We start from the raw sequence: 24,652 nt of genomic DNA on the forward strand, positions 1-24,652 counted from the left end.
AAAGCCCCGCCCGCTGCTGCGCTGCTCGGCGGGTCAGAACGGGCTTTCAGCAAACACCGAGCCTCTACGGAAGAGCCGGTGGGTGTGAGACGCTGGGGTTTTGCTTTTCCCGTGAAAGCCAACCAAGGCTTCAGCAAACGCGCGGTGTTTGCGAAAAGCCCGTCCCGACCCGCCGAGCAGCGGAACGGCAGGCGGGGTAGTCCGGCGCGGCTGTCTGAGCCCGCAGGGCGAGTTCCGCGCCGGCCGCCTGGCGTGAGCAGCGCAGGGGAGTCATTCGCGTAAGCGAATGACCGGGGAGGCGGGTCGCCTTCTTTGCCTCCTTTCTTGGCGAAGCAAGAAAGGAGGTCGCCCGCCGGGGCGAAATCCCGGCCAATCCAACGTGGAAAAAAGGAAAGCCGACCAGACAAAGGCACAAAAAAGCGCCTGAAGCCGCCCCAAAAGCGGATCAACGGCGCTGCAACCTCTTCTGCGGCACAGCAGCAGGCCGCTCCGGGGCCGCACTCGGCAAAGCAGGCACCTCCCTCGCGGCGCCTGCCTCGGCACTGGCAACGATTGCGATACGTCTCGCAGCGCTAAAAAGTCATCTCGCAGCCGCTGCGAGACATCTTTCCGCCGCTGGCGGGAGGGCCTGCCCGAATTCTTGTTCTAACGCCCGAAGGTCGCCTTCACTACCTCGAGCAGGGCATCGGCCACTTCCACGTCGTCGGTGAGGCTTTCCACCAGGGCCGAGCGGCAGGCCTCCACCGGGTCGAGGCCCACCTTCACCAGCTTGGCCGCGTAGACCAGCAGGCGGGTGGACACCACTTCTTCGAGGTCCACGTCCTTCAGGCTGCGCAGGCGCCGGGCAATGGACACCAGCTGGGTCGCCAGCATCGGCTCGCAGCCGGTCTCGCCGAGCAGGATGGCCTCTTCGCGGCCGGCTTCGGGGAAGTCGAAGCGCAGGCTCACGAAGCGCTGCCGGGTCGACGGTTTGAGGCCCTTCAGGAAGTTCTGGTAGCCCGGGTTGTAGGACATCACCAGCATGAAGCGCTCGGGGGCATGCAGCACTTCGCCGGTGCGTTCGATGGGCAGGGTGCGGCGGTCGTCGGCCAGGGGGTGGATCACCACCGTGGTGTCGCGGCGGGCTTCCACCACTTCATCCAGGTAGCAGATGCCGCCTTCACGTACGGCGCGGGTCAGCGGGCCGTCGCACCAGGTGGTCTGGCCGTCGCCCAGCAGGTGACGGCCCACCAGATCGGCGGCGGTCAGGTCGTCGTGGCACGCCACCGTGTACAGGGGCAGCCCCAGGCGCGCCGCCATGTGGGCCACGAAGCGGGTCTTGCCGACCCCGGTGGGGCCCTTGATGAGCAGGGGCAGGCGGTTCTTCCAGGCCTGCTCGAAGATCTCGATCTCGTTGCCGGCTGCTTCGTAGAAGGGGGTGTCGAGGGGCGTGACGTGAGTGTGGGGAGCGTTCATGTTTGGGCGATCCGGTAGGCAATGGCGATCAGCGCCGAGACAAGGAGCAGCCAGCCGATCAGCAGGCTGCGCCACATAAGGCCGGCACGCCGCAGGCCCATGAAATCGAGCACCACCAGGCGCCCCTTGACGAAGCTGAGGACCAGCAGCAAGGCCATCGCCAGCTGCCCGGCGAAGCCCTGCTCGCCAACTTCCCAGGTGGCGCCGGTGGCGAGCATCAGGATGACCCAGACGGTATTGAGGCGGCGTATGTCCATGGTTCAGCGCATCACGTAGACCAGCGGAAAGAGGACGATCCACACCAGGTCCACCATGTGCCAGTAGGCCGCGCCGCTCTCTATGCCATTCATGTCCGCCGGGCCGTAAGCACCCTGGCGGGTCTTGAACCACAGGGCGATCAGGATCACCAGGCCGAGGATCACGTGCATGAAATGGAAGAAGGTCAGCGACAGGTAGAACATGTAGAAAGTGTTGGTCGACAGGTTGATGCCCGCGGAGAATTTATCGGCGTATTCCGCTCCCTTCACGACCAGGAAGCCGCCGCCACAGAAGATGCCGGCGAGCAGCCAGCGGGCCCCGCTGACCTGCCTGGCCCGCCCGACCGCCTCCACCGCACGGGCCACGCAGGCGCTGGCGGTGATCAGCAGCACGGTGTTGATGGCGCCGGCCTGCCGGTCGAGGGTGGCCTGCATCTCGTTGAAGAGCGCCACGTTGTGGGCGCGGCCGAAGGCGTAGGCGGCGAAGAACACGCCGAAGGCGAGCAGCTCGGCCAGGATGAAGACCCAGATGGCCAGGTCGCCAGGCGGTGCGCTGCTGCGTTGGGAGGGAAGTGTTAGCTCGGCCATGGCAGCCAGTGTCCTGCTTGAGGCGCGCCGAAGCCTTGATCTGTCCCAATTTTCCGATGCCGCGATTGAATCTGTAAAAGACCGTTAAAGTTCTGGGGTTTTATCGCGTTACTATGCCTTTAGTAATAACCCTGGGCACATGGAAACGATGCGGATCTTGCTGGTGGACGACTCCCGGGCGGTGGCGGCGGTGATAGGGGCAAGGCTCTCGGCGATCGGCCACGAGCTGGTCATGGCGGACGACGGGGTGTCGGCCCTGGAGCGCTTCCGCGATTCGCAGCCCGACCTGGTGCTGATGGACATCGAGATGCCGGTGATGAACGGCTTCCAGGCCGCCCAGCAGATCCGTGTCCTGGAAGCCCGCCAGGACTGGGCGTGGACTCCGATCATCTTCCTGACCGCGTCGGATACCCATGAGAACCTGATCACCGCCATTGATGCGGGTGGCGACGACTTCATCGCCAAGTCGGTGCCCGAGGCGGTGCTCGAGGCCAAGATGAAGGCCATGGCGCGCATTGCGGCCCTGCGCGCCGAATTGTCCCGCGCCAACCGCAAGCTGGAGGCGCTGGCCAGCCATGACGGCCTGACCGGCATTCCCAACCGGCGCGCCATGGATGCCCGGCTCGACCGCCAGTGGGCCGCGGCCCTCGCCCAGGGGAGCTCCATGGGCTTGCTGATGCTCGACGTGGACAACTTCAAGAAGTACAACGATCACTATGGCCACCTGGCTGGCGATGACTGCCTGCGGGCCATTGCCACCAGCCTGGCGGACGTCGCGGCCAAGGCGAACAGCCTGGGCCTGACCAGCGAGGCTTTTGCGGCCCGCTACGGTGGTGAGGAGTTTGCTCTGATCCTGCCGGGCGTCAGTGCCGACGGACTGGCGCGGGTGGCTGGCGTGGCGGTGGAGGCGGTGCGCCGCCTGGAGATTCCCCACGAGCAGAATGCCGGCTGGGGCAAGGTCACGGTGTCGATCGGCGGGGCTTTTGCCGAGCGCGCCGAGGGCAAGCTGGTGCCCTTGTTCCGGCGAGCCGACGGCAACCTCTACGTGGCCAAGCAGAACGGCCGCAACCGCTTCGAGATGGGGTGATGCGCGCCTGTCCGGAGCGGAGTCTCAGTAGATGAAGGGCAGCAGCTTCCTGACCCGCTGTCGATAGGCTGCGTAGTCGGGGAAACGCGCCATCAGCCAGGCTTCCTCGCGGCGCGACTTGATGTCGAAAAAGACCAGCAGGGTGAGGGCCCACAGCAGGGTCAGGCTGCCCTGCACGAAGCATCCCCAGCCGAAGGCGGCCAGCAGGATGCCGCTGTAGATGGGGTGGCGCACCAGGGCATAGGGGCCCGTGGTGACCAGCGTGCAGTCGTCCCGGGGGTGGGGCAGCGGGGTGAGCCCGCGGCCCAGGCGCAGGGCGGCTGCCAATGCAAGCGCCAGCCCGGCGGCCAGCAGGGCGATGCCCGCCAGCTGTGCCGGCCACAGGCTCCAGGCCGGCCAGGCGGGCAGACCGGCCAGGTGACGGGGGCCGAACAGGAGCAGGGCCAGCAGCACCGCCTGCAGGGCGACATAGCCTTCCCCACGCCGGCCCAGCCACCAAGGGTGTCTGCTCATCGCTGCGATGACTTCCGCGGGGGGCGCCCCGGAAGCACGCCGGGTTTCATCCCACCACGAAGCCCGGTACGTCGATGCGTACCGTCGGGCGGTCGAGCACGACGGCCACGCAGCTCGCAAAGCGCCGGGCCCAGTCGCCACCCTGGGCGAAGCGGGCTTCCCCGCCGTACTTGGCCACATTGAGGATCACGTCGAGTATCAGTACCTTGCCCACCGGGTTGCTGGGCGTGCATTCGAGTTCGTCGAACTCCTCCTGCAGCCACTCGCGGGCGGATTCCTTGCTCAGCCCGGCCACGTCCTGGGGGTGCAGGTTGAACTCGTACTCCCGGTCTGCCCGGAAGACGACGCTGATGTGGTACATACTGGTCTCCTCTTGTTTTTTTCACCCTGATGCCTGCATTTTTCGGTGCCGGGCGGCTGGAATCAAGTAACCGATTGTTATCATCCCCCGGTTGTTTCATCGACTGTCTCCCATGACTGCATCTCCCTGGCGTGCCCTCGCCAACCGTCGCATGCTGATCTGCGTGCTGACCGGATTCTCATCGGGCCTGCCCCTTTACCTGCTGCTCAACCTGGTGCCCGCCTGGTTGAAGACCGAGGGGCTGTCCCTGAAGGCCATCGGGGCCTTTGCACTGATCCAGTTTCCCTACACCTGGAAGTTCGTCTGGTCGCCTTTCCTCGACCGCTACGCCTTGCCCTTGCTGGGCCGGCGGCGGGGCTGGATGGGGCTGACCCAGCTGCTGCTGCTGGCGGCGATCGCCTGGCTGGGCACCTTGTCGCCCACCGCCGAGCTCGGCCTGGTGGTGGGCCTGACGGCGCTGATCGCCTTTCTCTCGGCCACCCAGGACATCGTGCTGGACGCCTACCGGCGGGAGCTGCTGCCGGATATCGAGCTGGGCATCGGCAACGCGATCCACGTGAACGCCTACAAGCTGGCCGGGCTGGTGCCCGGTTCCCTGTCCCTGGTGCTGGCCGACCATCTGCCGTGGTCGCAGGTCTTCCTGGTGACGGCCCTGTTCATGGCGCCGGGCCTGGCGATGACCCTGATGGTTCGCGAGCCGGTGGTGGCCGCCGGGGCGCCGCGGACGCTGCGGGACGCGGTGGTGGAGCCCTTCCGGGAGTTCTTTGGGCGTCATGGCATGCGCTCGGCGCTGGTCGTGCTGTCCTTCATCTTCCTCTACAAGCTGGGTGACTCCCTGTGCACGGCCCTGGCGACGCCCTTCTACCTGGACATGGGCTTCACCAAGACGGAGATCGGCCTGGTAGCCAAGAACGCAGGCCTGTGGCCCAGCGTGATCGGTGGCCTGCTGGGCGGCTTGTGGATGATCCGCCTGGGTATCAACCGGGCCCTGTGGGTCTTCGGCGTGGTGCAGTGGCTGGCAATCTACGGCTTTGCCTGGCTGGCCTGGCTGGGGCCCGGTGAGTCCGACACGGCACGGCTGGCCGTGCTGGCCGGGGTGATCGGCCTGGAGGCGCTGGGCGTCGGGCTGGGCACCACGGCCTTCGTTGCCTACATGGCGCGCACAACCCACCCGGCCTATACGGCGACCCAACTGGCCCTGTTCACCAGCCTGATGGCGGTGCCGCGCACCTTCATCAACGCCTCCGCCGGATGGCTGGTGGAGTTCCTGGGCTGGTTCGATTTCTTCATGCTGTGCGGTGTGCTGGCGGTGCCCGGCATGCTGCTCCTCGTCAAGGTTGCGCCGTGGCATGCGCCGCGGGAGTCGGCCTCCTGATCCTGCTTTCCCCCGTTCTTGCCATGACCTCTCTCGAATCCGCTGCCCGCCGTCTCTCCGATGCCCTGGACGGGATGCGCTTTGCCGCGCCGGTGTCCCATGTGTACAACCCCCTGACCTATGCCTGGGCGCCCAATGCGCTGTACCTGCAGCGCTACGGCCACGGGCCCAAGCGGGTGGTCTTTGTCGGCATGAATCCGGGGCCCTTCGGCATGGTCCAGACCGGCGTGCCTTTTGGCGAGATCGCGGCGGTGCGGGACTGGATGGGCATCGAGGCGGATGTGATGAGACCGCCGGAGGAGAATCCGAAGCGCCCTATCGAGGGCTTCGCCTGCCCCCGTTCGGAGGTGAGCGGGCGGCGTTTGTGGGGTTTGTTCGCCGAGCGTTTCGGAACGGCGGAAGCCTTTTTTGCCGAGCACTTCGTGGCCAACTACTGCCCGCTGGCCTTCTTCGACGGCGGCCGCAACCTGACCCCCGACAAGCTTCCGGCGGCGGAGCAGGGGCCCCTGCTGGCTGCCTGTGATGCCCATCTGCGCGAGGTGGCGGCGATCCTCCAGCCCGAGTGGGTGATCGGCGTCGGGGCCTGGGCCGAGCAGCGCGCGCGGCTTGCCCTGGAAGGCCTGCCGGTGCGTTTTGGCCGCGTGCTGCACCCCAGTCCGGCCAGCCCGGCGGCCAATCGCGGCTGGAGCGAGGCCGCCACCCGCCAGCTGCACGAGCAGGGCGTCTGGGCGGCTCTGTAAGGTTCAGGTGCTCCAGCCGGCGCGTCCACGGCCCTTGGCCTTGTACATGGCCTGGTCGGCGCGGTTGATCAGGGTGTCGGCGCTGTCGCCGTCGCCGGGGAAGTGGGCGATGCCGATGCTGCAGGAGATGCGCAGGTCGCGGCCAGTGATGGTGAAGGGCCGGGACAGGCTGTCGAGGACTTTCCGGGCGAGGGCTGCGTCGGCTTCCGGGTTGGCGTCGGCCGCCATTGCGACGATGAATTCGTCGCCGCCCAGGCGGGCCACCGAGTCGTCGCCGCGGAACAGGGTGGCGAGGCGCTGCCCGACCTGACCGAGCAGCAGGTCGCCGGTGTCGTGGCCATACAGGTCGTTGACCGGCTTGAAGTGGTCGAGGTCGATGAACATCACGGTGACGTGGCCCTGGTTGCGCCTGGCCTGGCGCAGCAAGCTCTCGATGCGGTCGTTCATGAGGGCCCGGTTGGGCAGGCCGGTGAGCAGGTCGAAATTGGCCTGATGCCAGATCTCGCTGTCCCGCCGGCGCTGTTCGGTGACGTCGGTGAGCAGGGCGATGCGGTGGGTGACGCGGCCGTGCGCGTCATGGACGCAGGACACCATCGCGTGCCCGGTATATCCCTGGCCATCCTTGCGCACTCCCGGAAAATCGGTCTCCCAGTGGCCAGGACGAGGCAGGGCGAGCCGGGCGGCGAGTCCGGTTTCACCCGTATCCGCGGGCTCCAGTGCCGATACCGGCAGCCCCCTGGCTTCGCCAGCCGGGATGCCGGTGATCACCGAGAAAGCCGGGTTGGTGTCCACGATGAGACCGTGGCGGTCTATCACCATGATGCCCTCCCCCATGTGGGTGAGCACCCCCCGGTAGTGTTCCTCCCGCACGCCAAGCTGATGGACGGCCTTCTCGTAGCGCTGCAGGGCGAGCAGCAGGATGATCACCACCAGGGCGAAGAGGGCGCTCGAGAGGCCGGCCCGGAGCAGCGTCCAGTGGTTGATCTCGTGCACCGGCGCCAGGGCCTCGTCGAGGGCGATGCCCGACAGCATCACCAGGCCCGAGGGGAGGCGCGTCCAGGCGTACTGGCGGAGCACGCCATCGACGGAGGCGTGGGCAACGTAGTCGCCCTCCTGACGTTCGGGGTGAAGGATGTAGTCCCGCTGCTGGGGAGCCTGCTTGCCGTAGTGCTCGCGCCCCTTGAGGGTGCGCAGCAGGACGTGGCCACTGCCGTCCACCAGGGTGAGGGTGTCGCGGGGCGCGGTTTCGAAGCGGGCCAGCTGCTGGGTCCAGGCGTCCGGTGAGACGGCCAGGGAGACCACGCCGTCGAAGCGCCCGTTGCGCTTGATGGCCCGCGCGATCTGGATGCTCCATTTGCCGGTCAGGCGCCCCAGCACCGGCGGACTGACCTGCAGGATGTCGCCGGTGTCCGTCGCCAGGCTGCGGAAGTAGTTCCGGTCACCCAGATAGTTGCGCGGTGAGGGGCCCAGGGACGAATAAACGAGGTAGCCGTCGGCATCGATCAGGAACTGCTGCAGGACGAGTTCGGGAGGGAGCGCCTCCACCACCATCCGGCTGTGGCTGGCGACCGCCTGCAGGCCGTCTGGAACGGCTGCACGGGTGATCTTGAGGGCAAAGTCGAAGCGCTCGATGGTGGCCTGGATGGTCTCGCCGGCGGCGCGCGCGCGGAGCAGGGCCTGGGTGCGCAGGCGCTCGCGGGCGGCGGTCTCCCGCGATTCCAGGTCGGACAGGACATCCGGCCAGGCGAGAGCGAGTGTCAGGATGCCGAGGGTGGCCACCGCCAGGCGAATGATCAGCAGGGGGCGATGCCGCAAGCGTGTGAGCAGCGCCGGGCCACTGAGTTGGGCGCGCCCGGGGTCTGCGGTGTGCTGTTGCTCCATGGGTTGCTCGCCGTAGCTGGCCCTTCACGCAGTACTCGCCGGGAGCGCTGGTCGTTGGTGACCTTGATCGCAGCCGGCCCGCTTCCTGTTCGCCCGTTACATCGTGACACAGTGTGTCTTGCTGGGGTAGATCGGGTTTACGTCGAGGGCGGGGCCAGGCTTGATCTGTTTGTGCGGCGGAGGGTGTTGCGGGTGCTCGTTCCGGGAGGGCAGGGTGAATGAATGTTCCCAGGCCCCCGCTGAGCGGCTCGCTGCTTCCCGCGGGGGTGCTTTCATCCCGGGGCGGCCCAAGATGAAAAAAAGCTCCTTCCGTTGCCGGAGAGGAGCCTTTGGCGGCCTGCCTGGTGCGCTTAGTAGCGGCGGGCGGGCGGCGGGGAGGACATGCCGGTCTTGGCCGGCAGGTGACGGAAGGTGATGCGGCCCTTGGACAGGTCGTAGGGCGACATTTCGAGGGTCACTTCGTCACCGGCGATGATCCGGATGTGGTTTTTCTTGAGCTTGCCGCCGGAGTAGGCGATCAGGTTGTGGCCGTTGTCGAGGGTGACGCGGTAGCGGCCGTCGGGCAGCACTTCAGTGACGCTGCCATGCATTTCGATCAGTTCTTCTTTTGCCATGTCGGGCTCCTTGTGGGTGGCCGGGGTGGCATCCCGCGGTTCGCGGGGGCGTGTCGGCCAGGGCCCGCCACCGCCTTGGTGGGCCAGGTTTCACCCAGGCCGGGTGGGCTGGGCGATCTAATGTCGGCGCGGATATCAGCGGGCCGGCGAATGCTGTGTCTGCGCCAGTGTCGCAGACAAAGATGAAAGGCGTGGTATGGCGGTGGCCCGACGCCTGAAAAAACAAGGCCACCGTGTGGTGGCCTTGATTCGAAATCGGGGAGGGGCCCGGCGCTCCGGATCGCCCTGTTGGCAGATTCCTGAAGCCCTGGTGCCTCGGGTTCAAAATTCCTGACTTTGAAAGCCTGTCCTTGTAAGCCCTTGCGCCTCTTTGGCTTCGCGCATGCAAGCCACTCTGTCGGGAATTAGACCATGTATTCCTTCCAGTAAGCCAGAAATACTAGCAGGAAAACCAGCTCGATGGCAAGGTTGCGGAAAAACCGTCTTCAGCCTCTCAGCGGCACTCCGTCTGCCAGTCGCGGAACCAGGCCGTCAGGGGGCGCTGCGGGCCGAGCCTGGCCAGGCGTTGCTCGATGGCCTCGTGGTTGCCCCATACCACTTGGTCGAGCTGGCCCTCGGCGACCTGTTGTTCGATGTCCCGGCAGTACAGTCCCAGGGCCCTGTCCACGTAGAAGCCGTAAGTCCGGCAGGCTACCGGGCGTTGCGCATAGACCGGACAGGCGCCGCTGGCGGGGTCAAGCAGGGGGCAGGTCACTGGACGGGCCGGGCTGTCCCCCAGTGCGGTGATGCGGGTCGCGATGAGGTCGAGCTGTGCAGGCGGCAGGGCGGTCAGACCTTCCTGCAGCAGTGCCCACTCGCCGGCGGTCAGCTGGGGGATGTCTGCGAGTCGTTTGCAGCAGTTGTCGCAGCCCTTGCCGCACAGCCACTCCGGTTGGTCCTGGCGGATGAAGTGCACGCGCGCGTCGATGTCGGTGTGAAGCTGGGTGAGGGGGCTTGCATCCATGGAGGCTTGTCTGCCTGTTTGATCAGGTCGTGGCGGGGCGTCATTCTTGCGGCCGCGCCTGCGCTTGGCAAGCTGATCATCCGCCGTGCACCGGGGAGCAGAACCACAGTTTGTTGCCTTCGCTGTCGAGAAAACTGCCCACGTTGAAGCCGTCATCGTAGGCCTGGACCGGATCGGCGATGCGCACGCCCCGGGCGGACAGTGCCGCCGCGGTGTCGGGCGCATGGGCGGTGGCGATGGTGATGCGGGGATTGGGCTGCTCCGTGGGGCTGCCGTACCAGTCGGACTTCAGCATGAGGATGGTCGTGCCGAGGAAGTAGCCGACTTTCTGGGTGCCCTCGTAAGCCGGTTCGAGGCCCAGGGTTTCGCTGTAAAAGCGGTGCGCGCGGTGTCTGTCGCTGACTGCCAGGGCGATGACCTTGATACGCAGGAAGCCAAAGTCTGCTGCTGCCATGATGCAGCCCTCCTGAAAGAGTCCGGAGCATCCTGCGGTCGGGGAGTGCGGGCCGCAAGGCTTACGAACCCACTATAGACTGGGGGCCGGGCTTTCGTGAAGATTCCCGCAAGCGCGAAAAGCTGAAGGCCACCCGAGGGCGGCCTTCAGCTTTGAATTTCTGGTGGGTTGTGAGTGACTCGAACACTCGACCTACGGATTAAGAGTCCGCTGCTCTACCAACTGAGCTAACAACCCAACTTCTTCTCTGTGGCGCGCATTATATACCACTTTTCGCTTCAGTGGTAGGTCGTGCGGGATTCGAACCTGCGACCAACGGATTAAAAGTCCGCTGCTCTACCAGCTGAGCTAACGACCCCCAGCAGAGAAGCGCCGCATTATAGAGATTTATTGGAAAGTGTCAACTGTTTCGTAGCTGTATCTGGATCGAGAGGGTGGCACCGGCGATGATGGCGACAGTTGTGAGGAGCGAGCCCAGGGACAGCGTGGACAGTCCGCTGAGGCCCTGGCCTATGGTGCAGCCCAGGGCCGTGACGCCGCCGATCCCCATCAGCATGGCGCCGGTCAGGTGCCGGGCCAGGTCGGGGGCGTCACGGAAGCTCTCGATGCGGAAGCTGTGACCGGTGATGGCGGCCAGCAGGGAGCCGAGGATCACGCCGAGGGTGAGGGCGATGCCGATCGTGACGATCCGGCTGGTGTCTGTCCACAGCATCAGCAGATCGAGGCTGTAGGCGTAGGGGGCGACGAAGCTCAGGGATTCGAGATGGCCGCTGTTGGTGGCCAGGAAGGCGGGCTGCAGGGTGTCCGGGTCCTCGGGGAGATAGCCCAGATGGCCGCTGAGATACCAGCCGGCGACGATGCAGGCTCCGATGGCCAGGCTGCCGAACAACGGGCCTGGCTGCCACATGGTGCGTTCGGACAGGGCGAAGAGCCCCAGGCTGCCGGCTGCGACGGTGCTGCAGGCCAGCCAGGCGCTGCGGCTGTCGAGGGTGAAACGTGCAGCGAGCAGGCTGGGAAGGTCCTGATGAGTGTCGAACTGGATCACCACGGGGTCTAGCCAGGCGCTGCGCCAGCCGCCGAACACGCCTCGCAGGGTCATGTAGGCGGAGAGGCCGAGAAAGGCAAAGACGACCAGCGATTTGAGATTGCCGCTGCCCAGCCGCAGCAGGGTCTTGGCGCCACAGCCGGACGCGAGGGTCATGCCGATGCCGAACAGGAAGCCGCCGACCAGGTGCGACAGCCAGGGCAGGCGCTGGCTGGTGTAGATCGAGTCATGCACGTCCACGAGGCCAGCCACCTGCAGCCCGGCGGTGCCGGCGATGGCTACGGCGAGGGCGAGGGCCCACATGCGCATGCGGGTCCAGTCGTCCATGATGATGATGTCGGCCACGGCGCCCATGGTGCAGAAGCTGCTGCGCTGGGCTGCGAAGCCAAACAGGGCGCCGATGGTGCAGGCGGCCCAGGCGATGAGTGGCAGGGAGAGGGGCAGGGTGGGCGTGTCCATGGCGCTTGGAGCGGCGGGACGCCCGCGGGTTCAGCGATAAGGCGTGGGGTCGGCCACGCCGGCTGCCTGGAAGCCGGCCCTGCGCAGGCGGCAGGCGTCGCACAGGCCGCAGGCGCGGCCATCGTCATCGGCCTGGTAGCAGGATACGGTGAGGCCGTAATCGACGCCGAGGGCGGTGCCCTGGCGGATGATGTCGGCCTTGGAAAGGTCGATCAGCGGGGCGTGGATGCTCAGGCGATGGCCTTCGACGCCGGCCTTGGTGGCCAGGTTGGCCATGCGCTCGAAGGCCTCTATGAAGGCGGGGCGGCAGTCCGGGTAGCCGGAGTAGTCCACCGCATTGACGCCGACGTAGATGTGCTGGGCGCCGAGCACCTCGGCCCAGGCCATGGCGATCGACAGCATGATGGTGTTGCGGGCCGGCACGTAGGTGATCGGGATGCCGCCTTCGGCACCGTCGGTGGGCACGGCCAGGGCGGGGTCGGTGAGAGCGGAGCCGCCGAACTGGCCGAGGTCGACGTGGGCCACCCGGTGGGCGACGGCGCCGAGTGCCTGGGCGACCCGCTGGGCGGCCGCCAGCTCGGCGGCATGGCGCTGGCCGTATTCGACGGAGAGGGCGTAGGCGTCGAAGCCTTCGTCACGGGCGATGGCCAGGCAGGTGGCGGAGTCGAGCCCGCCCGAGAGCAGGACGAGGGCGCGGGGGCGTGGGGTGTTCATGTTTTCTCCAGGATCTCGGAAATCTTGGTGTTGTCCCGGACCGTCGGAGCGGGACGAAGCGTTCAGCGGCCGGGTTCGTTGCCCCAGATGATCTTGTGCAGCTGGACCTGCATGCGCACCGGCAGGCGGTCGCGAAGGATCCAGGCAGCCAGGTCGGCGGGCTTGAGCTGACCCTGCACCGGGGCCAGCAGCACTGGGCAGCGCTCGGTGAGGTGGTGTTCGGCGATCCTGGCCCTGGCCCATTCGTAGTCGGCCTCGCTGGCGATGACCAGTTTGAGTTCGTCGTGGGGGGTCAGCAGCGGAATGTTGGACAGCAGGTTGCGGGCCTCTTCGCCGGAGCCGGGGGCTTTCAGGTCCACGATGCGCGACACGCGCGGATCGACGTCCGCGATGTCGAGGGCCCCGCTGGTTTCCAGGGAAACCGAATGGCCTGCGTCGCACAGGGCGGTGAGCAGGGGCTGGCAGTTCTTCTGGGACAGGGGTTCGCCACCGGTGACGCAGACCGTCGGGCACTGGTAGCCGGCGACCTCGGCGAGAATCTCGTCGAGGCTGCGGGTGGTGCCGCCGGTGAACGCGTACTCGGTGTCGCACCAGCTGCAGCGCAGCGGGCAGCCGGTGAGCCGGACGAAGACGGTGGGCAGGCCGCTCCGCGAGGTCTCCCCCTGCAGGGAATGGAAGATCTCGGTGATGCGGAGGGTGGCGGGGCGACCGGTAGAGGACATGGCGGTACGGCTGAAAAGGCGCGCCCCGGCCGAAACCGGGGCAGGCGGGTTGATGCTTACTTCTTGAGGCGCTGACGGGCGATCTGGGCGGCCGAGCTGCTCGGGTACTTGGCAACCAGCTTCTCGAGGCTGCGGCTGGCGCCGACGTTGTCTCCGCGGGCCTGCTGGGTGCTGGCCAGGCCGAGGAGAGCGTCCGGTGCCCGGCTGTCATCCGGCCACTGGGTGGCAACCTTGTTGTACTGCTCGGCGGCGCCGATGTTGTCCTTCAGCTGATACAGGGCGCTGGCGGCCCAGAAGTGGGCGCTGGGCAGGAAGCTGCTGGCCGGATAAGCCTTGGTGAAGGCGATGAAGCCGGCAGCTGCTTCCTTGTACTTGGCGCCACGCAACTGGGTCAGGGCCGCTTCGTAATCACGGCTTTCGGCGGCGGGGTCGGCCGCTGCCGCCGGGGTGGCCTGCTGCGGCGCCTCAGTGGCCGGGGTGGTCTCGAGTTTCCGCAGGCGGTTGTCGAGATCCACGTAAAAATCCTTCTGCCGCTTGTTGGCGTTTGCCAGGTCGTTGGTGAGGACTTCGTTCTCGCCGCGCAGGCGGGCAACTTCGGTCTTCAGCTCTTCGATCTGGTTGGCAAGGTCGACCTGGGCCCGGGCATGGTTCGCTTCGACTTTCTCGATGCGGCCGGCCAGCTCGTTGCGCAGCGAATTGATGCGCGCGCGGGCTTCCTCGTCGTCAAACAGGCCAGCCTGGGCCTGGGTGGCGCAGAGGCCCGCCAGCAGACCCGCCAGCAAGCGGGGCAGAAGGGGGCGGAACATCAGAACTCACCCGAATAGAGCATGTCGCCGCGACGGTTGGCGGACCAGCAGGATTCGCTGGCTTCGCTGCAGCTGGGCTTTTCTTCGCCGAGGCTGACGGATTCGAGCTGGCCTTCAGAGACGCCGAGCAGGCTCAGGGCCTTCTTGACTGCGTCGGCACGCTTCTGGCCGAGGGCCAGGTTGTATTCGCGGCTGCCGCGTTCGTCGGTGTTGCCCTGGATCAGCATCTTGACGTTGGGGTGGCTGGTCAGGAACTTGGCGTGGGCTTCGACCAAGGCGCGGTACTGGTCCTTGATGACGTAGCTGTCGTAGTCGAACAGCACGCTGCGCTTGGACAGGATGCTCTTCGGGTCCTTCAGCTCGGGGTAGCTGGCCAGGCCGCCGGAATTGGCGTCAACCGGCACGACGCGGTTGGCGTCGACGCCGGAGGCGGCGGCGCTGGAACGGTCCTCGACAGCCGCACCGGCCTGGCCGTCGGTCTTGGGCGACGAGCTGCAGGCGGCCAGCAGGCCGATGGTGATCAGGGAGAGGGCGAAACGGGTGTACTTCATGGTGGTGTGGGCTCCGGATGCGGACGCAGAGGGCGGGAAAAATGGAATATTGGCTTTTATATGTGTCAGTTGCGCGGCTGCGGACCCCAGGCGGGTTCGCGAACGTCGCCTGATTGTACCGACAGTCGCTGCTTGACACGACCGTCGGATGACACGGCGGCCAGCACGCCGCGGCCGCCCATCTCGGTGGCATACAGCACCATGCGGCCGTTGGGGGCGAAGCTGGGCGACTCATCCTTGGAGGAGTCGGTCAGGATCTGGGTCTGGCGGGAGGCGAGGTCGAGCAGGGTGACCTGGAAGCGGCCGCTGTTGCGGGACACATACACGAGGCTCTTGCCATCGGGGGAGGGGCGCGGGCTCACGTTGTAGCCGCCCTCGAAGCTGACCCGCTGGGCATCTCCGCCGCTACCGGGCACCCGGTAGATCTGCGGGCTGCCGCCCCGGTCGGAGGTGAAGTAGATCCAGCCGTCGGTGGACCAGGACGGCTCGGTGTCGATGCCTGCCGAGGAAGCCAGGCGCTGCACGCCGGAGCCGTCGGCATTGACGGTGTAGATCTGGGACTGGCCGTCCTTGGTCAGCACCACGGCCAGCCGGCGGCCATCCGGCGACCAGGCCGGGGCGGAGTTCGAGCCCTTGAAGTTGGCCGCCACGTTGCGCTGGCCGGTGGCCAGGGAGTGTACGTAAACCACCGGTTTCTTGGCCTCGAAGGACACGTAGGCGAGGCGGGTGCCATCCGGCGACCAGGCCGGGGAGATGATCGGCTCTTTGGAGGCCAGGGCGGTCTGGGCGTTGCTGCCGTCGGCGTCGGCGATCTGCAGCTCGTAGCGCGAGCCGGACTTGAGCACGTAGGCGATGCGGGTCGAGAACACGCCGGGTTCGCCGGTGAGCTTCTCGTAGATGTAGTCGGCGATGCGGTGGCCTGTGGTGCGGTACTGGTTGGGCGACATCACCATGGCCTGGGAGCCCAGGCTGACCTGCTTGGCGGCGTCGAAGAGGCGGAACTGCACCTGGTGGCGCCCGGCGCTGGCGGGGGCCACGGTGCCCACCGCAAAGGCGTCGGCGCCCCGCGAGCGGATCCGCCCGAAGTCGGGCGGGGCTTCGGCGCCCATCGGGCTCGGGCCGAGTTCGATGATCTTGAAGATGCCGCTGCGTTCCAGGTCGGCCCGGACCACGTCGGTCACGGCGCGGGGCAGGGCGCTCTCGCCTTCGAAGGCGGCGATGGCGACCGGCATGCGGTTGGCGCCGGCGCCGGTGATCTCGATGGAGAGCTGGGCCTGGGCGCTGGACGCAAGCGCCAGCGTGCAAGCCGCGAGAGTGGCGCGCAGGAAGGTCGGGATGCGTAGGGTCATGGGTTCGGGGTCCACGGTGGTTTAGTCCCGGAGCGGATAGAACTTGAGCTCCAGGGTACGGTTGAACAACTCTGCCTTGTCAGGCTTGGGCAGGGGGCTCGACTTCTGGATCGCCCGTTCGATGGCGCCATCGAGCTGGGCGTTGCCGGTCGAGCGCTTGAGGCGCACCTCGATCACCGAGCCGTCGGGGAGCTGGTCTACGTAAAAGATCGCAAACGGGTCGCCGTTGATGCCCGGTGGCAGGATGATGTTGCCCTTCACCTTGGCGCGGATCTTCTCCACGTAGGCGTCCTGGGCCTTGTTGCGCGCAGCGGTGGCCTTGGCTCCCGCCACGCGGGCCAGCTCTTCCTGTAACTGCTTGGACTGGCTGACGTTCTCCGAGTCCCGTGCCATCAGCTCGCGCATGCGCTTGTCTTCCAGCTCCCGGGCTTTCTCGGCGTCGGCCTTGGCATTCTTGTCTGTCCTGGCCGGCTTATCGACCGGCTTGACCGGTTTTTCCGCAGACTTCTCCGGCTTGGCCGGTTCGGGCCTGGCCTTGGGTTCCGGCTTCGGCTGGGGCTTTGGCGTGGGCTTGGGGTCCGGCTTGGGCTCGGGTTTCGGTTCCGGCCTGGGCTTGGGTTTGGGCTCGGGCGGCTTGACCGGGGGCTTTTCCACGGGCTTGACCACTTCCTTCACCGGCTTGGGGGGCGGCTTTTTAGGCTCGGGCGCCTTGATGGCGATGTCGGGCTGCCTGCGCGGCGGCGGTTCAGGGTCGGGCTCGTCCTCGGGTTCGGGCGGGGGGGGAGGAGGGGGCGTCGGGCGGGCGTCGGCGACCGGCTCCGGTGGCGGCAGGGTCGGCGCAGGGGGCAGGGGGTTGCCGCTGACCAGCTCGACCTCGACAGGGTCGGGCAGGCGGTTCTGCCAGCGGACGCCATAAAAAAGGAACAGGCCGAGCAGGATGTGGACCAGGGCGGCGAGGCCCAGGGACGACCACTTGCCCCTGTCGTTGCCGGGCAGGGCTGGGTTCATCGGGCCGACTTGCCGATCTGCGTCTGCAGGCCGACCTTGTTGACGCCTGCGTTGCGCAGGTCGTTGAGGGTGTTCATGACCAGTTCGTACTTGACGCTCTTGTCGGCGGCGATGACCACCGGCTGGCCGGGGGTGGCCGACACGGCGCTGCTCACTTCGGCGATCAGGTCCTTGCGGTTGAGAACCCGCTCGGGCGAGTTGCTGGTGGCGCGCAGACCCAGCTCGCCGTCGGACTTGACGGTGACCACCATGGCGTCGGTGGGCGGCGCGGGGACTTTGTCCACGCTGGGCAGGTTGACCGAGCCGGACTGGATCATCGGCGCGGTGACCATGAAGATCACGAGCAGCACCAGCATCACGTCGATGTAGGGTACGACGTTGATCTGGTTCATCAGGCGGCGTTGACGCATGGCGGGGCTCCGGTCAGCGCAGCTGGCGCTGGAGGATGTTCAGGAACTCCTCGGTGAAGCTCTCGAAGCGGATCGCGATGCGGTCGATGTCATGGGCAAAGCGGTTGTAGGCCACCACCGCGGGAATGGCCGCGAACAGGCCGATGGCGGTGGCCACCAGGGCTTCGGCAATGCCCGGAGCCACGTGGGCGAGGGTGGCGGAGCCGACGTTGGAGAGGCCACGGAAGGCGTTCATGATGCCCCACACGGTGCCGAACAGGCCCACATAGGGCGACACCGAGCCGACCGAGGCGAGGAAGGCCAAGTGGGCCTCCAGGTCGTCCACCTCGCGCTGGTAGGTGGCGCGCATGGCGCGGCGGGCGCCGTCCATCACCGCGCCGTGGTCCATGCTCTTGCCGCGCAGCTTGGCGAACTCCCGGTAGCCGGCCTCGAAGATGCGCTCCATGCCGGCGGCTTCGTGGCGGCTGGTGGTGGCGCTCTGGTACAGGGCGTTGAGGTCGCCGCCGCTCCAGAAGTCGCGCTCGAAGAGGTCGGTTTTCTTGCGCGCATTGCCGATCTGGAACCACTTGCGGAAGATCCAGTACCAGGACATGAAGGAGACGGTGCCGAGCAGGGCCATCACCAGCTTCACCAGCAGGCTGGCGTTGGCGATCAGGGAGAGGATGGAAAGGTCTTCGGTGACGTTCATCGGTTCAAACCAGGGTGGCAAACTGTGCGCGCACAGCCGGCGGGATGGGGGTGGGGCGTCCGGCGCTCGCGGAGACGCAGGCGATGGTGACGCGGGCTTCGAAGATCAGCTGATCATGGCGCCGGATCTGCTGGTCGAAGACCACGCTGGCCCCGCCGAGGCGTTCGATGGTGGCGGTGACCTCGAGCAGGTCGTCCAGGCGGGCGGCCTGCAGGTATTCGGCCTGCACGCGACGCACCACGAAGATCAGGTCGGCCTCCGCCGCCAGCCGGGCCTGCTCGAAACCGAGGGCCCGCAGCCCGTCGGTGCGGGCCCGCTCGCAGAACTTGAGGTAGTTGGCGTAATAAACAACGCCGCCGGCGTCCGTGTCTTCGTAGTAAACCCGGACCGGCAATGAAATGAAGGCCTTGCGCTCGCCGGACGCGGGATGAATCGATGCATGCATCGCAACATTTTACAGTACGACCCGCCCTGAGCCGAAGCGCTTGCGTTGATTCAGTGTTTCAGAATGTTCTGTGCTCTTGCCTGATTGCATGACGGGCGTTGTAATTGCAGCACTCCTGTGCCTAGAATCGCGGCCTCGAATGAGGGCTGGTGCGTTTTGTGCATGGCCCGAAATGCACAAAGGCCCGTCACCGGGTGTGCCTTTTGCGGCAGAATGCTCCGCAGGACTTGGAAGAGTCGCCAGGCCGGTCTGATCCGGGCCCCGCCTGATAGTCGATTCATGGGAGGAAAGAGACATGGTTGCAACCACGAGCAATGAGAAGCTGCTGACCGAGGCCGAAATCCTGGCCATGTCGGAAGATGATTACATGAACCCGGCCCAGCTGGAGTTCTTCCGTGTCCGGCTGTCGACGATGCGCGACGAGCTGCTCGAGAACGCGGCGAGCACCGGCGCCAACCTGCGCGAGAACGAACTCGTCGCCGATCCGGCCGACCGGGCGACCGTCGAGGAAGAGCACGCCCTTGAGCTGCGCGTCCGCGACCGCGAGCGCAAGCTGCTCAAGAAGATCGACGAGGCGCTGGGACGCATCTCCGAAGGCGAATACGGCTGGTGCGAGGAGACCGGTGACCCGATCGGTATCGGCCGCCTGCTGGCCCGCCCCACCGCGACGCTCTCGATCGACGCCCAGGAGCGCCGCGAGCGCACCCAGAAGCTGTACGGGGAGTAATCCCCGGGGCCTGTGCCGGCTCGGCTTCCGCTCGGTTTCCTGATTCCATGACCGGACCGGCATCGTCCATTCCCGTCACCCTGCTCACCGGTTTCCTGGGGGCGGGGAAGACCACGTTGCTCAATCACCTGCTGCGCCAGCCCGCAATGGCTGGCACGGTGGTGCTGATGAACGAGTTCGGCGCCGTCCCCATCGACCACCTCCTGGTCGAGCGCATCGATGAAAACCTCGTCCTGCTGGAATCCGGCTGCTTGTGCTGCACGGTGCGCGGCGATCTGGTGCGGGTGCTGCGCGATCTTTTCATGCGCCGCCTGCGCCGCGAGCTGCCAGCCCTCGGCCGCATCGTCATCGAAACCACCGGCCTGGCCGATCCGGCGCCGGTGATCTTCACCCTGATGCAGGATTTCTTCATCGCCGAACGCTATCGCCTCGACGGAGTGATCACGCTTGTCGATGGTGTCTTTGGCCTCGGCCAGCTCGAGCGTCAGGGGGAAGCAGTGAAGCAGGCTGCGATGGCCGATCGCCTGCTCCTCACCAAGGTCGACCAGGCTGGTCCTGAAGCCCTCGAAGCCCTGTCCGCACGGCTGCGCGCACTCAATCCGGGGGCGCGCCAGATTCGCGTCGCGGAAGGCCGGTTGGACGCCGCCGACATTCTTGACTGTGGCCTGTGGAATCCTGCCACCCGCAGCGCGGACGTGGCCGGCTGGCTGGCCGACGAGGCGGTGCGCAGCCAGGCGGCAGCCCGCCCGGCCTATGCGCCCCGCCGCCAGTCGGTGTCGGGTGATCCGGACCGTCATGACGCACTGACCCATGCTTTCGTGGTGCGCCTCGAGCAGCCGGTGGCGTGGGGGGATTTCTCCACGGCCCTCGACATGCTGCAGGGGCTGCGCGGCGATCACCTGCTGCGCATCAAGGGCATCGTCAACGTGCGTGGCGAGGCTGCGCCACGGGTCATCCAGTGCGTCCATCACCTGCGTTACCCGGAGGCGTCCCTGCCGGCCTGGCCGGACGCCGACCGCAGCACGCGACTGGTCTTCATCGTGCGTGATCTGGAGCGCGAACTGGTGGACCAGGCCTTCGCCTGCTTCTGCGCCGAGACCTCGGAGGCCAGCGCATGAGGCTGCGCCGTCCGTCCGCCCTTTTTCGCAGCGCCCTGGCGCTGCTGCTCGTCCTGGCCCAGATTTTTGCGGCCGCCCACGCCGTCGGCCACGTGGCCGATCTGCTGGCCCCGTCGCGGGGAGAGGCGATTGTCGAGGCGAGCTCCTTCGACGGCGGGGTGCCCGAGGCAGCCCGTCACGAGAGCTGCCTGCTCTGTCTTGCCGCGGCAGGTCTGTCTGCCGCGCCTCCGCCCTGCCAGCCGATGCTGGCCGTGGCCCTGCCCTCGCTGCCCCTGCCCGACGGTGTCGTGCTGCCGGGGGCGGCTCGTTTGCTGCTCCTGCCGCCCAGCCGCGGCCCGCCCTTCCTCTCCTGAACCCCGATCGCTGACCGGCGAGCCCTTGCGGGCTGCGCCGGCATTCCCTTTTTTTGGACCGATCCCAGGAGATCCGACCATGACTTTGCTTCGCCCGGGTGCGCTGTGTCTCGCCCTTGCTGCCGCCTTTCCGTCCGTGGCATCCGCCGCATCCGATGTTGAACTGAAACAGCTCCGCGACCAGCTGCGGGAGCTCAAGGAGTCCTACCAGCAGCGCATCGATGCCCTCGAGCGGCGCCTTGCCGCAACCGAACAGCGGGCTGCCGGTGCCGCAACCGCCGCAGCCGAGGCAGGCGTTGCCGCTGGCTCTGCCGCTCAGTCGGTAGCGCGGGTCGAGGCCCGCAGTGCCGAACTGCAGGCAGCGGCCGCGAACGCTGGCGGCTCCCGCCCTCAGGCTGGCGAGAGTGCCTTCAATCCCGCTGTTTCACTGATCATCGACAGCAAGTTCACCCGCTTCCAGCGGGATCCTTCCACCTACCGCATCGACGGCTTCATCCCGTCCGGCGGTGAGGTCGGCCCCCCGCGCAAGGGCTTCTCCCTGGGTGAGTCGGAGCTGGCTTTCTCGGCCAACGTGGATCATCTGTTCCGCGCCAATGCCCGCTTCGCCCTCGCCGAGGATGACGGTCAGGGCGTGGTCGAGGTGGAGGAAGTCAACGTGGAGACCCTCGGCCTGCCTGGCGGCCTCAAGGTGAAGGGCGGGCGTTTCCTGTCCGGCGTGGGCTACCTCAACCAGCAGCACCCCCACGAGTGGGATTTTTCCGACGCGCCGCTGGCCTACAAGGCCTTCTTCGGCTACCGCCTGCAGAACGACGGGGTGCAGGTGCGCTGGGTGGCGCCCACCGACCTGTTCCTGGAGTTCGGCGCTGAAATGGCTGCCGGCGAGAAGTACCCCGGCGCGGAGCGCAACCGCAACGGCGCCGGTCTGTGGACGGCCTTTGCCCACCTGGGGGGTGATATCGGGGCGTCCTCGGCCTGGCAGGTGGGTCTGTCCCACGTGGGCGCCCAGCCGCGCGAGCGGACGTTTGAAGACAATGCCGTCACCAATGCCTTCTCCGGGCGCAGCCAGACCTGGATTGCCGACTTCGTGTACAAGTGGGCACCGGATGGCAATAGCCGCGATCGTTACCTGAAGATCCAGGGTGAGTACATCCAGCGTCGCGAGACCGGCATGCTGACCTACGACGTGGACAACCTGAGTGGTGCATCCGCGGCGTCGGCATCCCGCCTGCGTCAGTCCGGCAGCTACCTGCAGGCGGTGTACCAATTCATGCCGCGGTGGCGGGTGGGCGTGCGGGGTGACTGGCTGGACAGCGGCAGCGTCAACCTGGGCAGCCTGAGCGGCACCGAGCTGCCCATCCTGGCCGGCTACAACCCGACCCGTCACACGGCCATGGTGGATTGGTCCCCGTCCGAGTTCTCACGCCTGCGCCTGCAACTGGCCCGCGACAAGTCCCGTGACGGAGAGGCCGACAATCAAGTCTGGCTGCAGTACATCATGAGCCTGGGTGCCCACGGCGCCCACAAGTTCTGAGGAGACCGATCATGATCGTGAAAACCCTCTTGCGCCTTGCCGCGATGCTGCTTGTTCTAGCCGCCCTGCCGGCCGGCGCCGCCGTCAACGTGTTCGCCAGCGTGCCCGAATGGGCGGCCTTGGCCCGCGAGATCGGCGGCGACAAGGTGAATGTCTTTGCCGCCACCAGTGCTTTGCAGGACCCGCACCGCATCGAGGCCCGGCCTTCCCTGATCGCCCGGGCGCGCAGCAGCCAGCTGGTCGTGGCGACCGGTGCCGACCTGGAGATCGGCTGGCTGCCGGTGGTGCTGCGTGAATCCGGCAATGCGGCGATCCAGCCGGGCAAGCCCGGTTACTTCGAGGCGGCGGCCCAGGTGCGCATGCTCGAAGTGCCGGCCCGCCTCGATCGGGCCGATGGCGATGTGCATGCCAGCGGCAATCCGCACATCCAGACCGACCCGCGCAACATCCTGAAGGTGGCCGAGGCCCTGGCGGGCCGGCTCGCCCAGCTGGATGGCGCCAATGCGGTGGCCTACCAGGCCGGCCTGGCGAACTTTGCCGAGCGCTGGAAGGCGGCGATGGCCCGTTGGGAGCAGAGCGCCGCGCCCTTGCGCGGGGCGCCGGTGTGGGTCCAGCACCGGTCCTTCGCCTACATGGCCGACTGGCTCGGGCTGAAGGAGCTGGGTGCCCTCGAGCCCAAGCCTGGCGTGGAGCCCGGCAGCACCCAGCTGGCGGGCTTGCTTGAGCGGCAGAAGGTGACGCCGGGGCGGATGATCCTGCGTCCGGCTTATGCCCGGGCCACGGCCTCCGACTGGTTTGGGGAGCGCGCCCACATTCCGGTGGTGGTGCTGCCCTTCACGGTGGGAGGCTCGCCGGAATCCGGTGACCTGTTCGCCCTGTTCGACGATACCCTCCGGCGCCTGCTGGCCGGGCTGAAGTAGGAGGCCGCCATGGGCGAGGTCTTGCTCCGCGTCGAAGGCCTGGTTGCCGGCTATGCCGCGCCGGTGGCCGGTCCGCTGGCGTTCACGCTGCGCCGGGGCGAGATCCTCGGACTTGCCGGCCCCAACGGGGCGGGCAAGTCCACCCTGCTGAAGGCCTTGTGGGGCGGGGTGAAGGTGTTCGCCGGGCAGGTGGTGAAGCCGCCCGGCGTGCGCATCTCCCACCAGGCCCAGGGCTTCACCGATCTGCGCGGTGTTCCCATCACCGGGCGCGAGCTGTTGGCCCTCACCGGTGCCCCGCCGGAGGGCCTGCCGCCCTGGCTGGCGGAGCGGCTCGGCCTGCGCCTCGACCGCCTGTCCGGCGGGCAGCTCCAGTTCCTGCGCCTGTGGGCCTGCCTGATGGCGCCGGCAGACATCGTGTTGCTGGATGAACCCAGCAACAACCTCGACCGCGCCGGCGTGGACTACCTGGCCGACTGGTTGGGCCGCGCCCACGCAGAGCAGGGGATCGTCATTGTGTCCCACGACCCGGCCCTGATCGAGCGGGTGTGCACCCGCCTCGTCCAGGTGGACGCAAGGGGTGCGCAAGAGTGAGCCTCGATTTGTTGTTCGACCCGCTGTTCCGGCTGCCTTTCATCACCGGGCTGTTGCTGGCCGGGCTGCTGCCGCTCATCGGCATGTATCTGCGCCTGCGCGGCGAATGGCTGGCGGCCCTGGCTTTTGCGCAGATGGCCTCGGCCGGCGCCCTGGTGGCCATGGTGATGGATGGGCCGATGCTGCTGGGCGGTGCTCTGGCGGCCCTGCTGGCGGCCCTGTTCAAGGGGCTGATGGCCCGCGCCGGGGCGCATGCCTATGTCCTGATGATGCTTGTTGCCTGGGGGGCGGGGGTCTTGCTGGTGGCCAATCATCCGCTGGCTGAGCAGGCCGGGCACGCCCTCTTTGACGGGCAGCTGTATTTCACCGGCGAGGCCCATCTGGCGGCATCCGTCGTGGCCTGGGGGGTGGCTGCGCCCTTGCTGTGGTGGCTCAACCGCTCACTGCTGCTGGCCCATGTCTTCCCCGAGTTCCACCGGGCCCGCGGGCTGGACCCGCGACCCCGCCTGATGGTCTTTGATGTGCTGGCCGGCATGGTCATCGCGCTGGCCACCGTGAGCATCGGGGTCATGGCCGCTTTCGCCCTGGTCTTCGTGCCGCCGCTGATCGCCTCCCGTTTCGGACGCAGCTGGCGGGCCGGGCTGGCCCTGGCGGCCCTCGTCGGGATGCTCGGCTACAGTGCCGCCTTTGTGCTGTCCCTGGGTTTCGATCAGCCTTTCGGTCCGGTGTGTGCGCTGCTCCTGGTCGGGCTCGTTGTGTTGCCGGGTGTTAAATCTGACCGCCTGTAAATGCGGAAGCTGGTGCGACATTGAGTGATATCCTGTCCAATCCTTGGACATTCGATTGGGAGGGCTGTGGAGTGGTGCTACCGTTTTTCGGCAAGAAGC

Annotated in this window: 29 protein-coding genes and 2 tRNA genes; 10 read left to right on the plus strand and 21 right to left on the minus strand. The window is 67.1% G+C overall.

From position 1 onward, the window contains the following. Nucleotides 1-645: 645 nt before the first annotated feature. From HHL15_RS12330 to HHL15_RS12340, 3 genes are read right to left on the minus strand one after another with little or no spacing between them, the layout of a single operon-like run. On the minus strand, nt 646-1,455 hold the full coding sequence (locus tag HHL15_RS12330) for a CbbQ/NirQ/NorQ/GpvN family protein (protein ID WP_169146068.1): 810 nt from the start codon (nt 1,453-1,455) through the stop codon (nt 646-648). Next, nucleotides 1,452-1,712, minus strand: a complete 261-nt coding sequence (locus HHL15_RS12335) for a cytochrome C oxidase subunit IV family protein (protein ID WP_169146069.1) — start codon at nt 1,710-1,712, stop codon at nt 1,452-1,454. The genes HHL15_RS12330 and HHL15_RS12335 overlap by 4 nt, the downstream gene beginning before the upstream one ends. Before the next feature lie 3 nt (nt 1,713-1,715). Next, the gene (locus tag HHL15_RS12340; RefSeq protein ID WP_169146070.1) at nt 1,716-2,300 is read right to left on the minus strand and encodes a cytochrome c oxidase subunit 3 family protein; all 585 of its coding nucleotides are present in this window, start codon (nt 2,298-2,300) and stop codon (nt 1,716-1,718) included. Between the two features lie 148 nt (nt 2,301-2,448). Between HHL15_RS12340 and HHL15_RS12345 the strand changes: the two genes are divergently transcribed. Next, nucleotides 2,449-3,387, plus strand: coding sequence for a diguanylate cyclase domain-containing protein (locus HHL15_RS12345; protein WP_169146071.1), 939 nt, complete (start codon nt 2,449-2,451; stop codon nt 3,385-3,387). 24 nt (nt 3,388-3,411) lie between these two features. On the opposite strand, the gene HHL15_RS12350 is transcribed toward HHL15_RS12345, so the two are convergent. Together HHL15_RS12350 and HHL15_RS12355 are read right to left on the minus strand one after the other, a co-directional pair. Continuing rightward, nucleotides 3,412-3,900 carry a methyltransferase family protein gene (locus HHL15_RS12350; RefSeq protein WP_169146072.1) on the minus strand — a complete coding sequence of 163 codons (489 nt, stop codon included), beginning with the start codon at nt 3,898-3,900 and terminating at the stop codon, nt 3,412-3,414. Nucleotides 3,901-3,946: 46 nt separating this feature from the next. Next, entirely contained in the window at nt 3,947-4,261 is a 315-nt protein-coding gene (locus HHL15_RS12355) for a hypothetical protein (protein WP_169146073.1), read from the minus strand. Between the two features lie 112 nt (nt 4,262-4,373). Here HHL15_RS12355 and HHL15_RS12360 point away from each other — a divergent pair, with 112 nt between their 5' ends. Both HHL15_RS12360 and HHL15_RS12365 read left to right on the plus strand, forming a co-directional pair. Beyond that, nucleotides 4,374-5,636, plus strand: a complete 1,263-nt coding sequence (locus HHL15_RS12360) for an AmpG family muropeptide MFS transporter (RefSeq protein ID WP_169146074.1) — start codon at nt 4,374-4,376, stop codon at nt 5,634-5,636. A gap of 23 nt (nt 5,637-5,659) precedes the next feature. After that, entirely contained in the window at nt 5,660-6,376 is a 717-nt protein-coding gene (locus HHL15_RS12365) for a uracil-DNA glycosylase family protein (RefSeq protein WP_169146075.1), read from the plus strand. Between the two features lie 3 nt (nt 6,377-6,379). On the opposite strand, the gene HHL15_RS12370 is transcribed toward HHL15_RS12365, so the two are convergent. The 16 genes from HHL15_RS12370 to ybgC all read right to left on the minus strand — a co-directional run bounded on the left by HHL15_RS12370 (nt 6,380) and on the right by ybgC (nt 18,525). Next, nucleotides 6,380-8,257 carry a bifunctional diguanylate cyclase/phosphodiesterase gene (locus tag HHL15_RS12370; RefSeq protein ID WP_169146076.1) on the minus strand — a complete coding sequence of 626 codons (1,878 nt, stop codon included), beginning with the start codon at nt 8,255-8,257 and terminating at the stop codon, nt 6,380-6,382. A 350-nt stretch (nt 8,258-8,607) separates the two neighbouring features. Then, nucleotides 8,608-8,871, minus strand: a complete 264-nt coding sequence (gene infA, locus HHL15_RS12375; RefSeq protein WP_169146077.1) for a translation initiation factor IF-1 — start codon at nt 8,869-8,871, stop codon at nt 8,608-8,610. A gap of 493 nt (nt 8,872-9,364) precedes the next feature. Beyond that, entirely contained in the window at nt 9,365-9,874 is a 510-nt protein-coding gene (locus HHL15_RS12380) for a YkgJ family cysteine cluster protein (RefSeq protein ID WP_169146078.1), read from the minus strand. A 76-nt stretch (nt 9,875-9,950) separates the two neighbouring features. Continuing rightward, the gene (locus HHL15_RS12385; protein WP_169146079.1) at nt 9,951-10,328 is read right to left on the minus strand and encodes a VOC family protein; all 378 of its coding nucleotides are present in this window, start codon (nt 10,326-10,328) and stop codon (nt 9,951-9,953) included. A gap of 161 nt (nt 10,329-10,489) precedes the next feature. Further along, a tRNA-Lys gene (locus HHL15_RS12390) sits at nt 10,490-10,565 on the minus strand. A 45-nt stretch (nt 10,566-10,610) separates the two neighbouring features. Next, a tRNA-Lys gene (locus HHL15_RS12395) sits at nt 10,611-10,686 on the minus strand. 42 nt (nt 10,687-10,728) lie between these two features. Next, nucleotides 10,729-11,832 carry a YeeE/YedE family protein gene (locus HHL15_RS12400; protein ID WP_169146080.1) on the minus strand — a complete coding sequence of 368 codons (1,104 nt, stop codon included), beginning with the start codon at nt 11,830-11,832 and terminating at the stop codon, nt 10,729-10,731. Between the two features lie 30 nt (nt 11,833-11,862). Further along, the gene (gene queC, locus HHL15_RS12405) at nt 11,863-12,546 is read right to left on the minus strand and encodes a 7-cyano-7-deazaguanine synthase QueC (RefSeq protein ID WP_169146081.1); all 684 of its coding nucleotides are present in this window, start codon (nt 12,544-12,546) and stop codon (nt 11,863-11,865) included. Between the two features lie 62 nt (nt 12,547-12,608). Then, entirely contained in the window at nt 12,609-13,268 is a 660-nt protein-coding gene (queE, locus tag HHL15_RS12410) for a 7-carboxy-7-deazaguanine synthase QueE (protein WP_169146082.1), read from the minus strand. A gap of 56 nt (nt 13,269-13,324) precedes the next feature. Beyond that, nucleotides 13,325-14,074, minus strand: a complete 750-nt coding sequence (gene ybgF / locus HHL15_RS12415) for a tol-pal system protein YbgF (RefSeq protein ID WP_169146083.1) — start codon at nt 14,072-14,074, stop codon at nt 13,325-13,327. Continuing rightward, nucleotides 14,074-14,625: a peptidoglycan-associated lipoprotein Pal gene (gene pal, locus HHL15_RS12420; RefSeq protein ID WP_169146084.1), complete on the minus strand. Its 552-nt coding sequence runs from the start codon at nt 14,623-14,625 to the stop codon at nt 14,074-14,076. The genes ybgF and pal overlap by 1 nt, the downstream gene beginning before the upstream one ends. Nucleotides 14,626-14,690: 65 nt before the next feature. After that, complete coding sequence (gene tolB / locus HHL15_RS12425) at nt 14,691-15,974, minus strand: Tol-Pal system beta propeller repeat protein TolB (RefSeq protein WP_169146085.1); 1,284 nt, start codon at nt 15,972-15,974, stop codon at nt 14,691-14,693. 21 nt (nt 15,975-15,995) lie between these two features. Then, nucleotides 15,996-16,982, minus strand: a complete 987-nt coding sequence (locus tag HHL15_RS12430; RefSeq protein ID WP_169146086.1) for an energy transducer TonB — start codon at nt 16,980-16,982, stop codon at nt 15,996-15,998. After that, complete coding sequence (gene tolR, locus HHL15_RS12435; protein ID WP_169146087.1) at nt 16,979-17,392, minus strand: protein TolR; 414 nt, start codon at nt 17,390-17,392, stop codon at nt 16,979-16,981. The genes HHL15_RS12430 and tolR overlap by 4 nt, the downstream gene beginning before the upstream one ends. Nucleotides 17,393-17,405: 13 nt before the next feature. Continuing rightward, nucleotides 17,406-18,080, minus strand: a complete 675-nt coding sequence (tolQ, locus tag HHL15_RS12440; protein ID WP_169146088.1) for a protein TolQ — start codon at nt 18,078-18,080, stop codon at nt 17,406-17,408. Nucleotides 18,081-18,084: 4 nt separating this feature from the next. Further along, nucleotides 18,085-18,525, minus strand: a complete 441-nt coding sequence (gene ybgC, locus HHL15_RS12445; RefSeq protein WP_169146089.1) for a tol-pal system-associated acyl-CoA thioesterase — start codon at nt 18,523-18,525, stop codon at nt 18,085-18,087. 295 nt (nt 18,526-18,820) lie between these two features. On the opposite strand from ybgC, the gene dksA reads away from it, so the two are divergent. The 7 genes from dksA (at nt 18,821) to HHL15_RS12480 (ending at nt 24,553) form a co-directional block, all read left to right on the plus strand. Continuing rightward, nucleotides 18,821-19,252, plus strand: coding sequence for an RNA polymerase-binding protein DksA (dksA, locus tag HHL15_RS12450; protein ID WP_169146090.1), 432 nt, complete (start codon nt 18,821-18,823; stop codon nt 19,250-19,252). A gap of 47 nt (nt 19,253-19,299) precedes the next feature. After that, nucleotides 19,300-20,370, plus strand: coding sequence for a CobW family GTP-binding protein (locus HHL15_RS12455; protein WP_169146091.1), 1,071 nt, complete (start codon nt 19,300-19,302; stop codon nt 20,368-20,370). Then, on the plus strand, nt 20,367-20,723 hold the full coding sequence (locus tag HHL15_RS12460) for a hypothetical protein (RefSeq protein ID WP_169146092.1): 357 nt from the start codon (nt 20,367-20,369) through the stop codon (nt 20,721-20,723). The genes HHL15_RS12455 and HHL15_RS12460 overlap by 4 nt, the downstream gene beginning before the upstream one ends. A 79-nt stretch (nt 20,724-20,802) precedes the next feature. Beyond that, nucleotides 20,803-22,254 (plus strand): hypothetical protein, encoded by a 1,452-nt coding sequence (locus tag HHL15_RS12465; protein ID WP_169146093.1) that lies wholly within the window; start codon nt 20,803-20,805, stop codon nt 22,252-22,254. A gap of 11 nt (nt 22,255-22,265) precedes the next feature. Continuing rightward, on the plus strand, nt 22,266-23,174 hold the full coding sequence (locus tag HHL15_RS12470) for a metal ABC transporter substrate-binding protein (RefSeq protein WP_169146094.1): 909 nt from the start codon (nt 22,266-22,268) through the stop codon (nt 23,172-23,174). 9 nt (nt 23,175-23,183) lie between these two features. Then, a complete protein-coding gene (locus HHL15_RS12475; protein WP_169146095.1) occupies nt 23,184-23,765 on the plus strand; it encodes an ATP-binding cassette domain-containing protein in 582 nt (193 codons plus the stop codon). Beyond that, nucleotides 23,762-24,553, plus strand: coding sequence for a metal ABC transporter permease (locus HHL15_RS12480; RefSeq protein WP_169146096.1), 792 nt, complete (start codon nt 23,762-23,764; stop codon nt 24,551-24,553). The genes HHL15_RS12475 and HHL15_RS12480 overlap by 4 nt, the downstream gene beginning before the upstream one ends. The last annotated feature ends 99 nt before the right edge of the window (nt 24,554-24,652 follow it).

The sequence above is a fragment of the Zoogloea dura genome, from assembly GCF_012927165.1.
In the GTDB taxonomy this organism is placed as follows: domain Bacteria; phylum Pseudomonadota; class Gammaproteobacteria; order Burkholderiales; family Rhodocyclaceae; genus Zoogloea; species Zoogloea dura.

Excerpts from the sequence above, each read along its gene's own strand:
- infA (WP_169146077.1), bottom strand. The coding sequence starts at position 8,871 with ATGGCAAAAGAAGAACTGATCGAAATGCATGGCAGCGTCACTGAAGTG.
- HHL15_RS12365 (WP_169146075.1), top strand. The coding sequence starts at position 5,660 with ATGACCTCTCTCGAATCCGCTGCCCGCCGTCTCTCCGATGCCCTGGAC.
- HHL15_RS12470 (WP_169146094.1), top strand. The coding sequence starts at position 22,266 with ATGATCGTGAAAACCCTCTTGCGCCTTGCCGCGATGCTGCTTGTTCTA.
- HHL15_RS12380 (WP_169146078.1), bottom strand. The coding sequence starts at position 9,874 with ATGGATGCAAGCCCCCTCACCCAGCTTCACACCGACATCGACGCGCGC.
- HHL15_RS12345 (WP_169146071.1), top strand. The coding sequence starts at position 2,449 with ATGCGGATCTTGCTGGTGGACGACTCCCGGGCGGTGGCGGCGGTGATA.
- tolR (WP_169146087.1), bottom strand. The coding sequence starts at position 17,392 with ATGCGTCAACGCCGCCTGATGAACCAGATCAACGTCGTACCCTACATC.
- ybgC (WP_169146089.1), bottom strand. The coding sequence starts at position 18,525 with ATGCATGCATCGATTCATCCCGCGTCCGGCGAGCGCAAGGCCTTCATT.
- HHL15_RS12460 (WP_169146092.1), top strand. The coding sequence starts at position 20,367 with ATGAGGCTGCGCCGTCCGTCCGCCCTTTTTCGCAGCGCCCTGGCGCTG.
- tolB (WP_169146085.1), bottom strand. The coding sequence starts at position 15,974 with ATGACCCTACGCATCCCGACCTTCCTGCGCGCCACTCTCGCGGCTTGC.
- dksA (WP_169146090.1), top strand. The coding sequence starts at position 18,821 with ATGGTTGCAACCACGAGCAATGAGAAGCTGCTGACCGAGGCCGAAATC.
- HHL15_RS12455 (WP_169146091.1), top strand. The coding sequence starts at position 19,300 with ATGACCGGACCGGCATCGTCCATTCCCGTCACCCTGCTCACCGGTTTC.
- HHL15_RS12330 (WP_169146068.1), bottom strand. The coding sequence starts at position 1,455 with ATGAACGCTCCCCACACTCACGTCACGCCCCTCGACACCCCCTTCTAC.
- ybgF (WP_169146083.1), bottom strand. The coding sequence starts at position 14,074 with ATGTTCCGCCCCCTTCTGCCCCGCTTGCTGGCGGGTCTGCTGGCGGGC.
- HHL15_RS12370 (WP_169146076.1), bottom strand. The coding sequence starts at position 8,257 with ATGGAGCAACAGCACACCGCAGACCCCGGGCGCGCCCAACTCAGTGGC.
- HHL15_RS12360 (WP_169146074.1), top strand. The coding sequence starts at position 4,374 with ATGACTGCATCTCCCTGGCGTGCCCTCGCCAACCGTCGCATGCTGATC.
- queE (WP_169146082.1), bottom strand. The coding sequence starts at position 13,268 with ATGTCCTCTACCGGTCGCCCCGCCACCCTCCGCATCACCGAGATCTTC.
- HHL15_RS12430 (WP_169146086.1), bottom strand. The coding sequence starts at position 16,982 with ATGAACCCAGCCCTGCCCGGCAACGACAGGGGCAAGTGGTCGTCCCTG.
- HHL15_RS12355 (WP_169146073.1), bottom strand. The coding sequence starts at position 4,261 with ATGTACCACATCAGCGTCGTCTTCCGGGCAGACCGGGAGTACGAGTTC.
- HHL15_RS12475 (WP_169146095.1), top strand. The coding sequence starts at position 23,184 with ATGGGCGAGGTCTTGCTCCGCGTCGAAGGCCTGGTTGCCGGCTATGCC.
- tolQ (WP_169146088.1), bottom strand. The coding sequence starts at position 18,080 with ATGAACGTCACCGAAGACCTTTCCATCCTCTCCCTGATCGCCAACGCC.
- HHL15_RS12465 (WP_169146093.1), top strand. The coding sequence starts at position 20,803 with ATGACTTTGCTTCGCCCGGGTGCGCTGTGTCTCGCCCTTGCTGCCGCC.
- HHL15_RS12340 (WP_169146070.1), bottom strand. The coding sequence starts at position 2,300 with ATGGCCGAGCTAACACTTCCCTCCCAACGCAGCAGCGCACCGCCTGGC.
- queC (WP_169146081.1), bottom strand. The coding sequence starts at position 12,546 with ATGAACACCCCACGCCCCCGCGCCCTCGTCCTGCTCTCGGGCGGGCTC.
- HHL15_RS12335 (WP_169146069.1), bottom strand. The coding sequence starts at position 1,712 with ATGGACATACGCCGCCTCAATACCGTCTGGGTCATCCTGATGCTCGCC.
- pal (WP_169146084.1), bottom strand. The coding sequence starts at position 14,625 with ATGAAGTACACCCGTTTCGCCCTCTCCCTGATCACCATCGGCCTGCTG.
- HHL15_RS12400 (WP_169146080.1), bottom strand. The coding sequence starts at position 11,832 with ATGGACACGCCCACCCTGCCCCTCTCCCTGCCACTCATCGCCTGGGCC.
- HHL15_RS12385 (WP_169146079.1), bottom strand. The coding sequence starts at position 10,328 with ATGGCAGCAGCAGACTTTGGCTTCCTGCGTATCAAGGTCATCGCCCTG.
- HHL15_RS12350 (WP_169146072.1), bottom strand. The coding sequence starts at position 3,900 with ATGAGCAGACACCCTTGGTGGCTGGGCCGGCGTGGGGAAGGCTATGTC.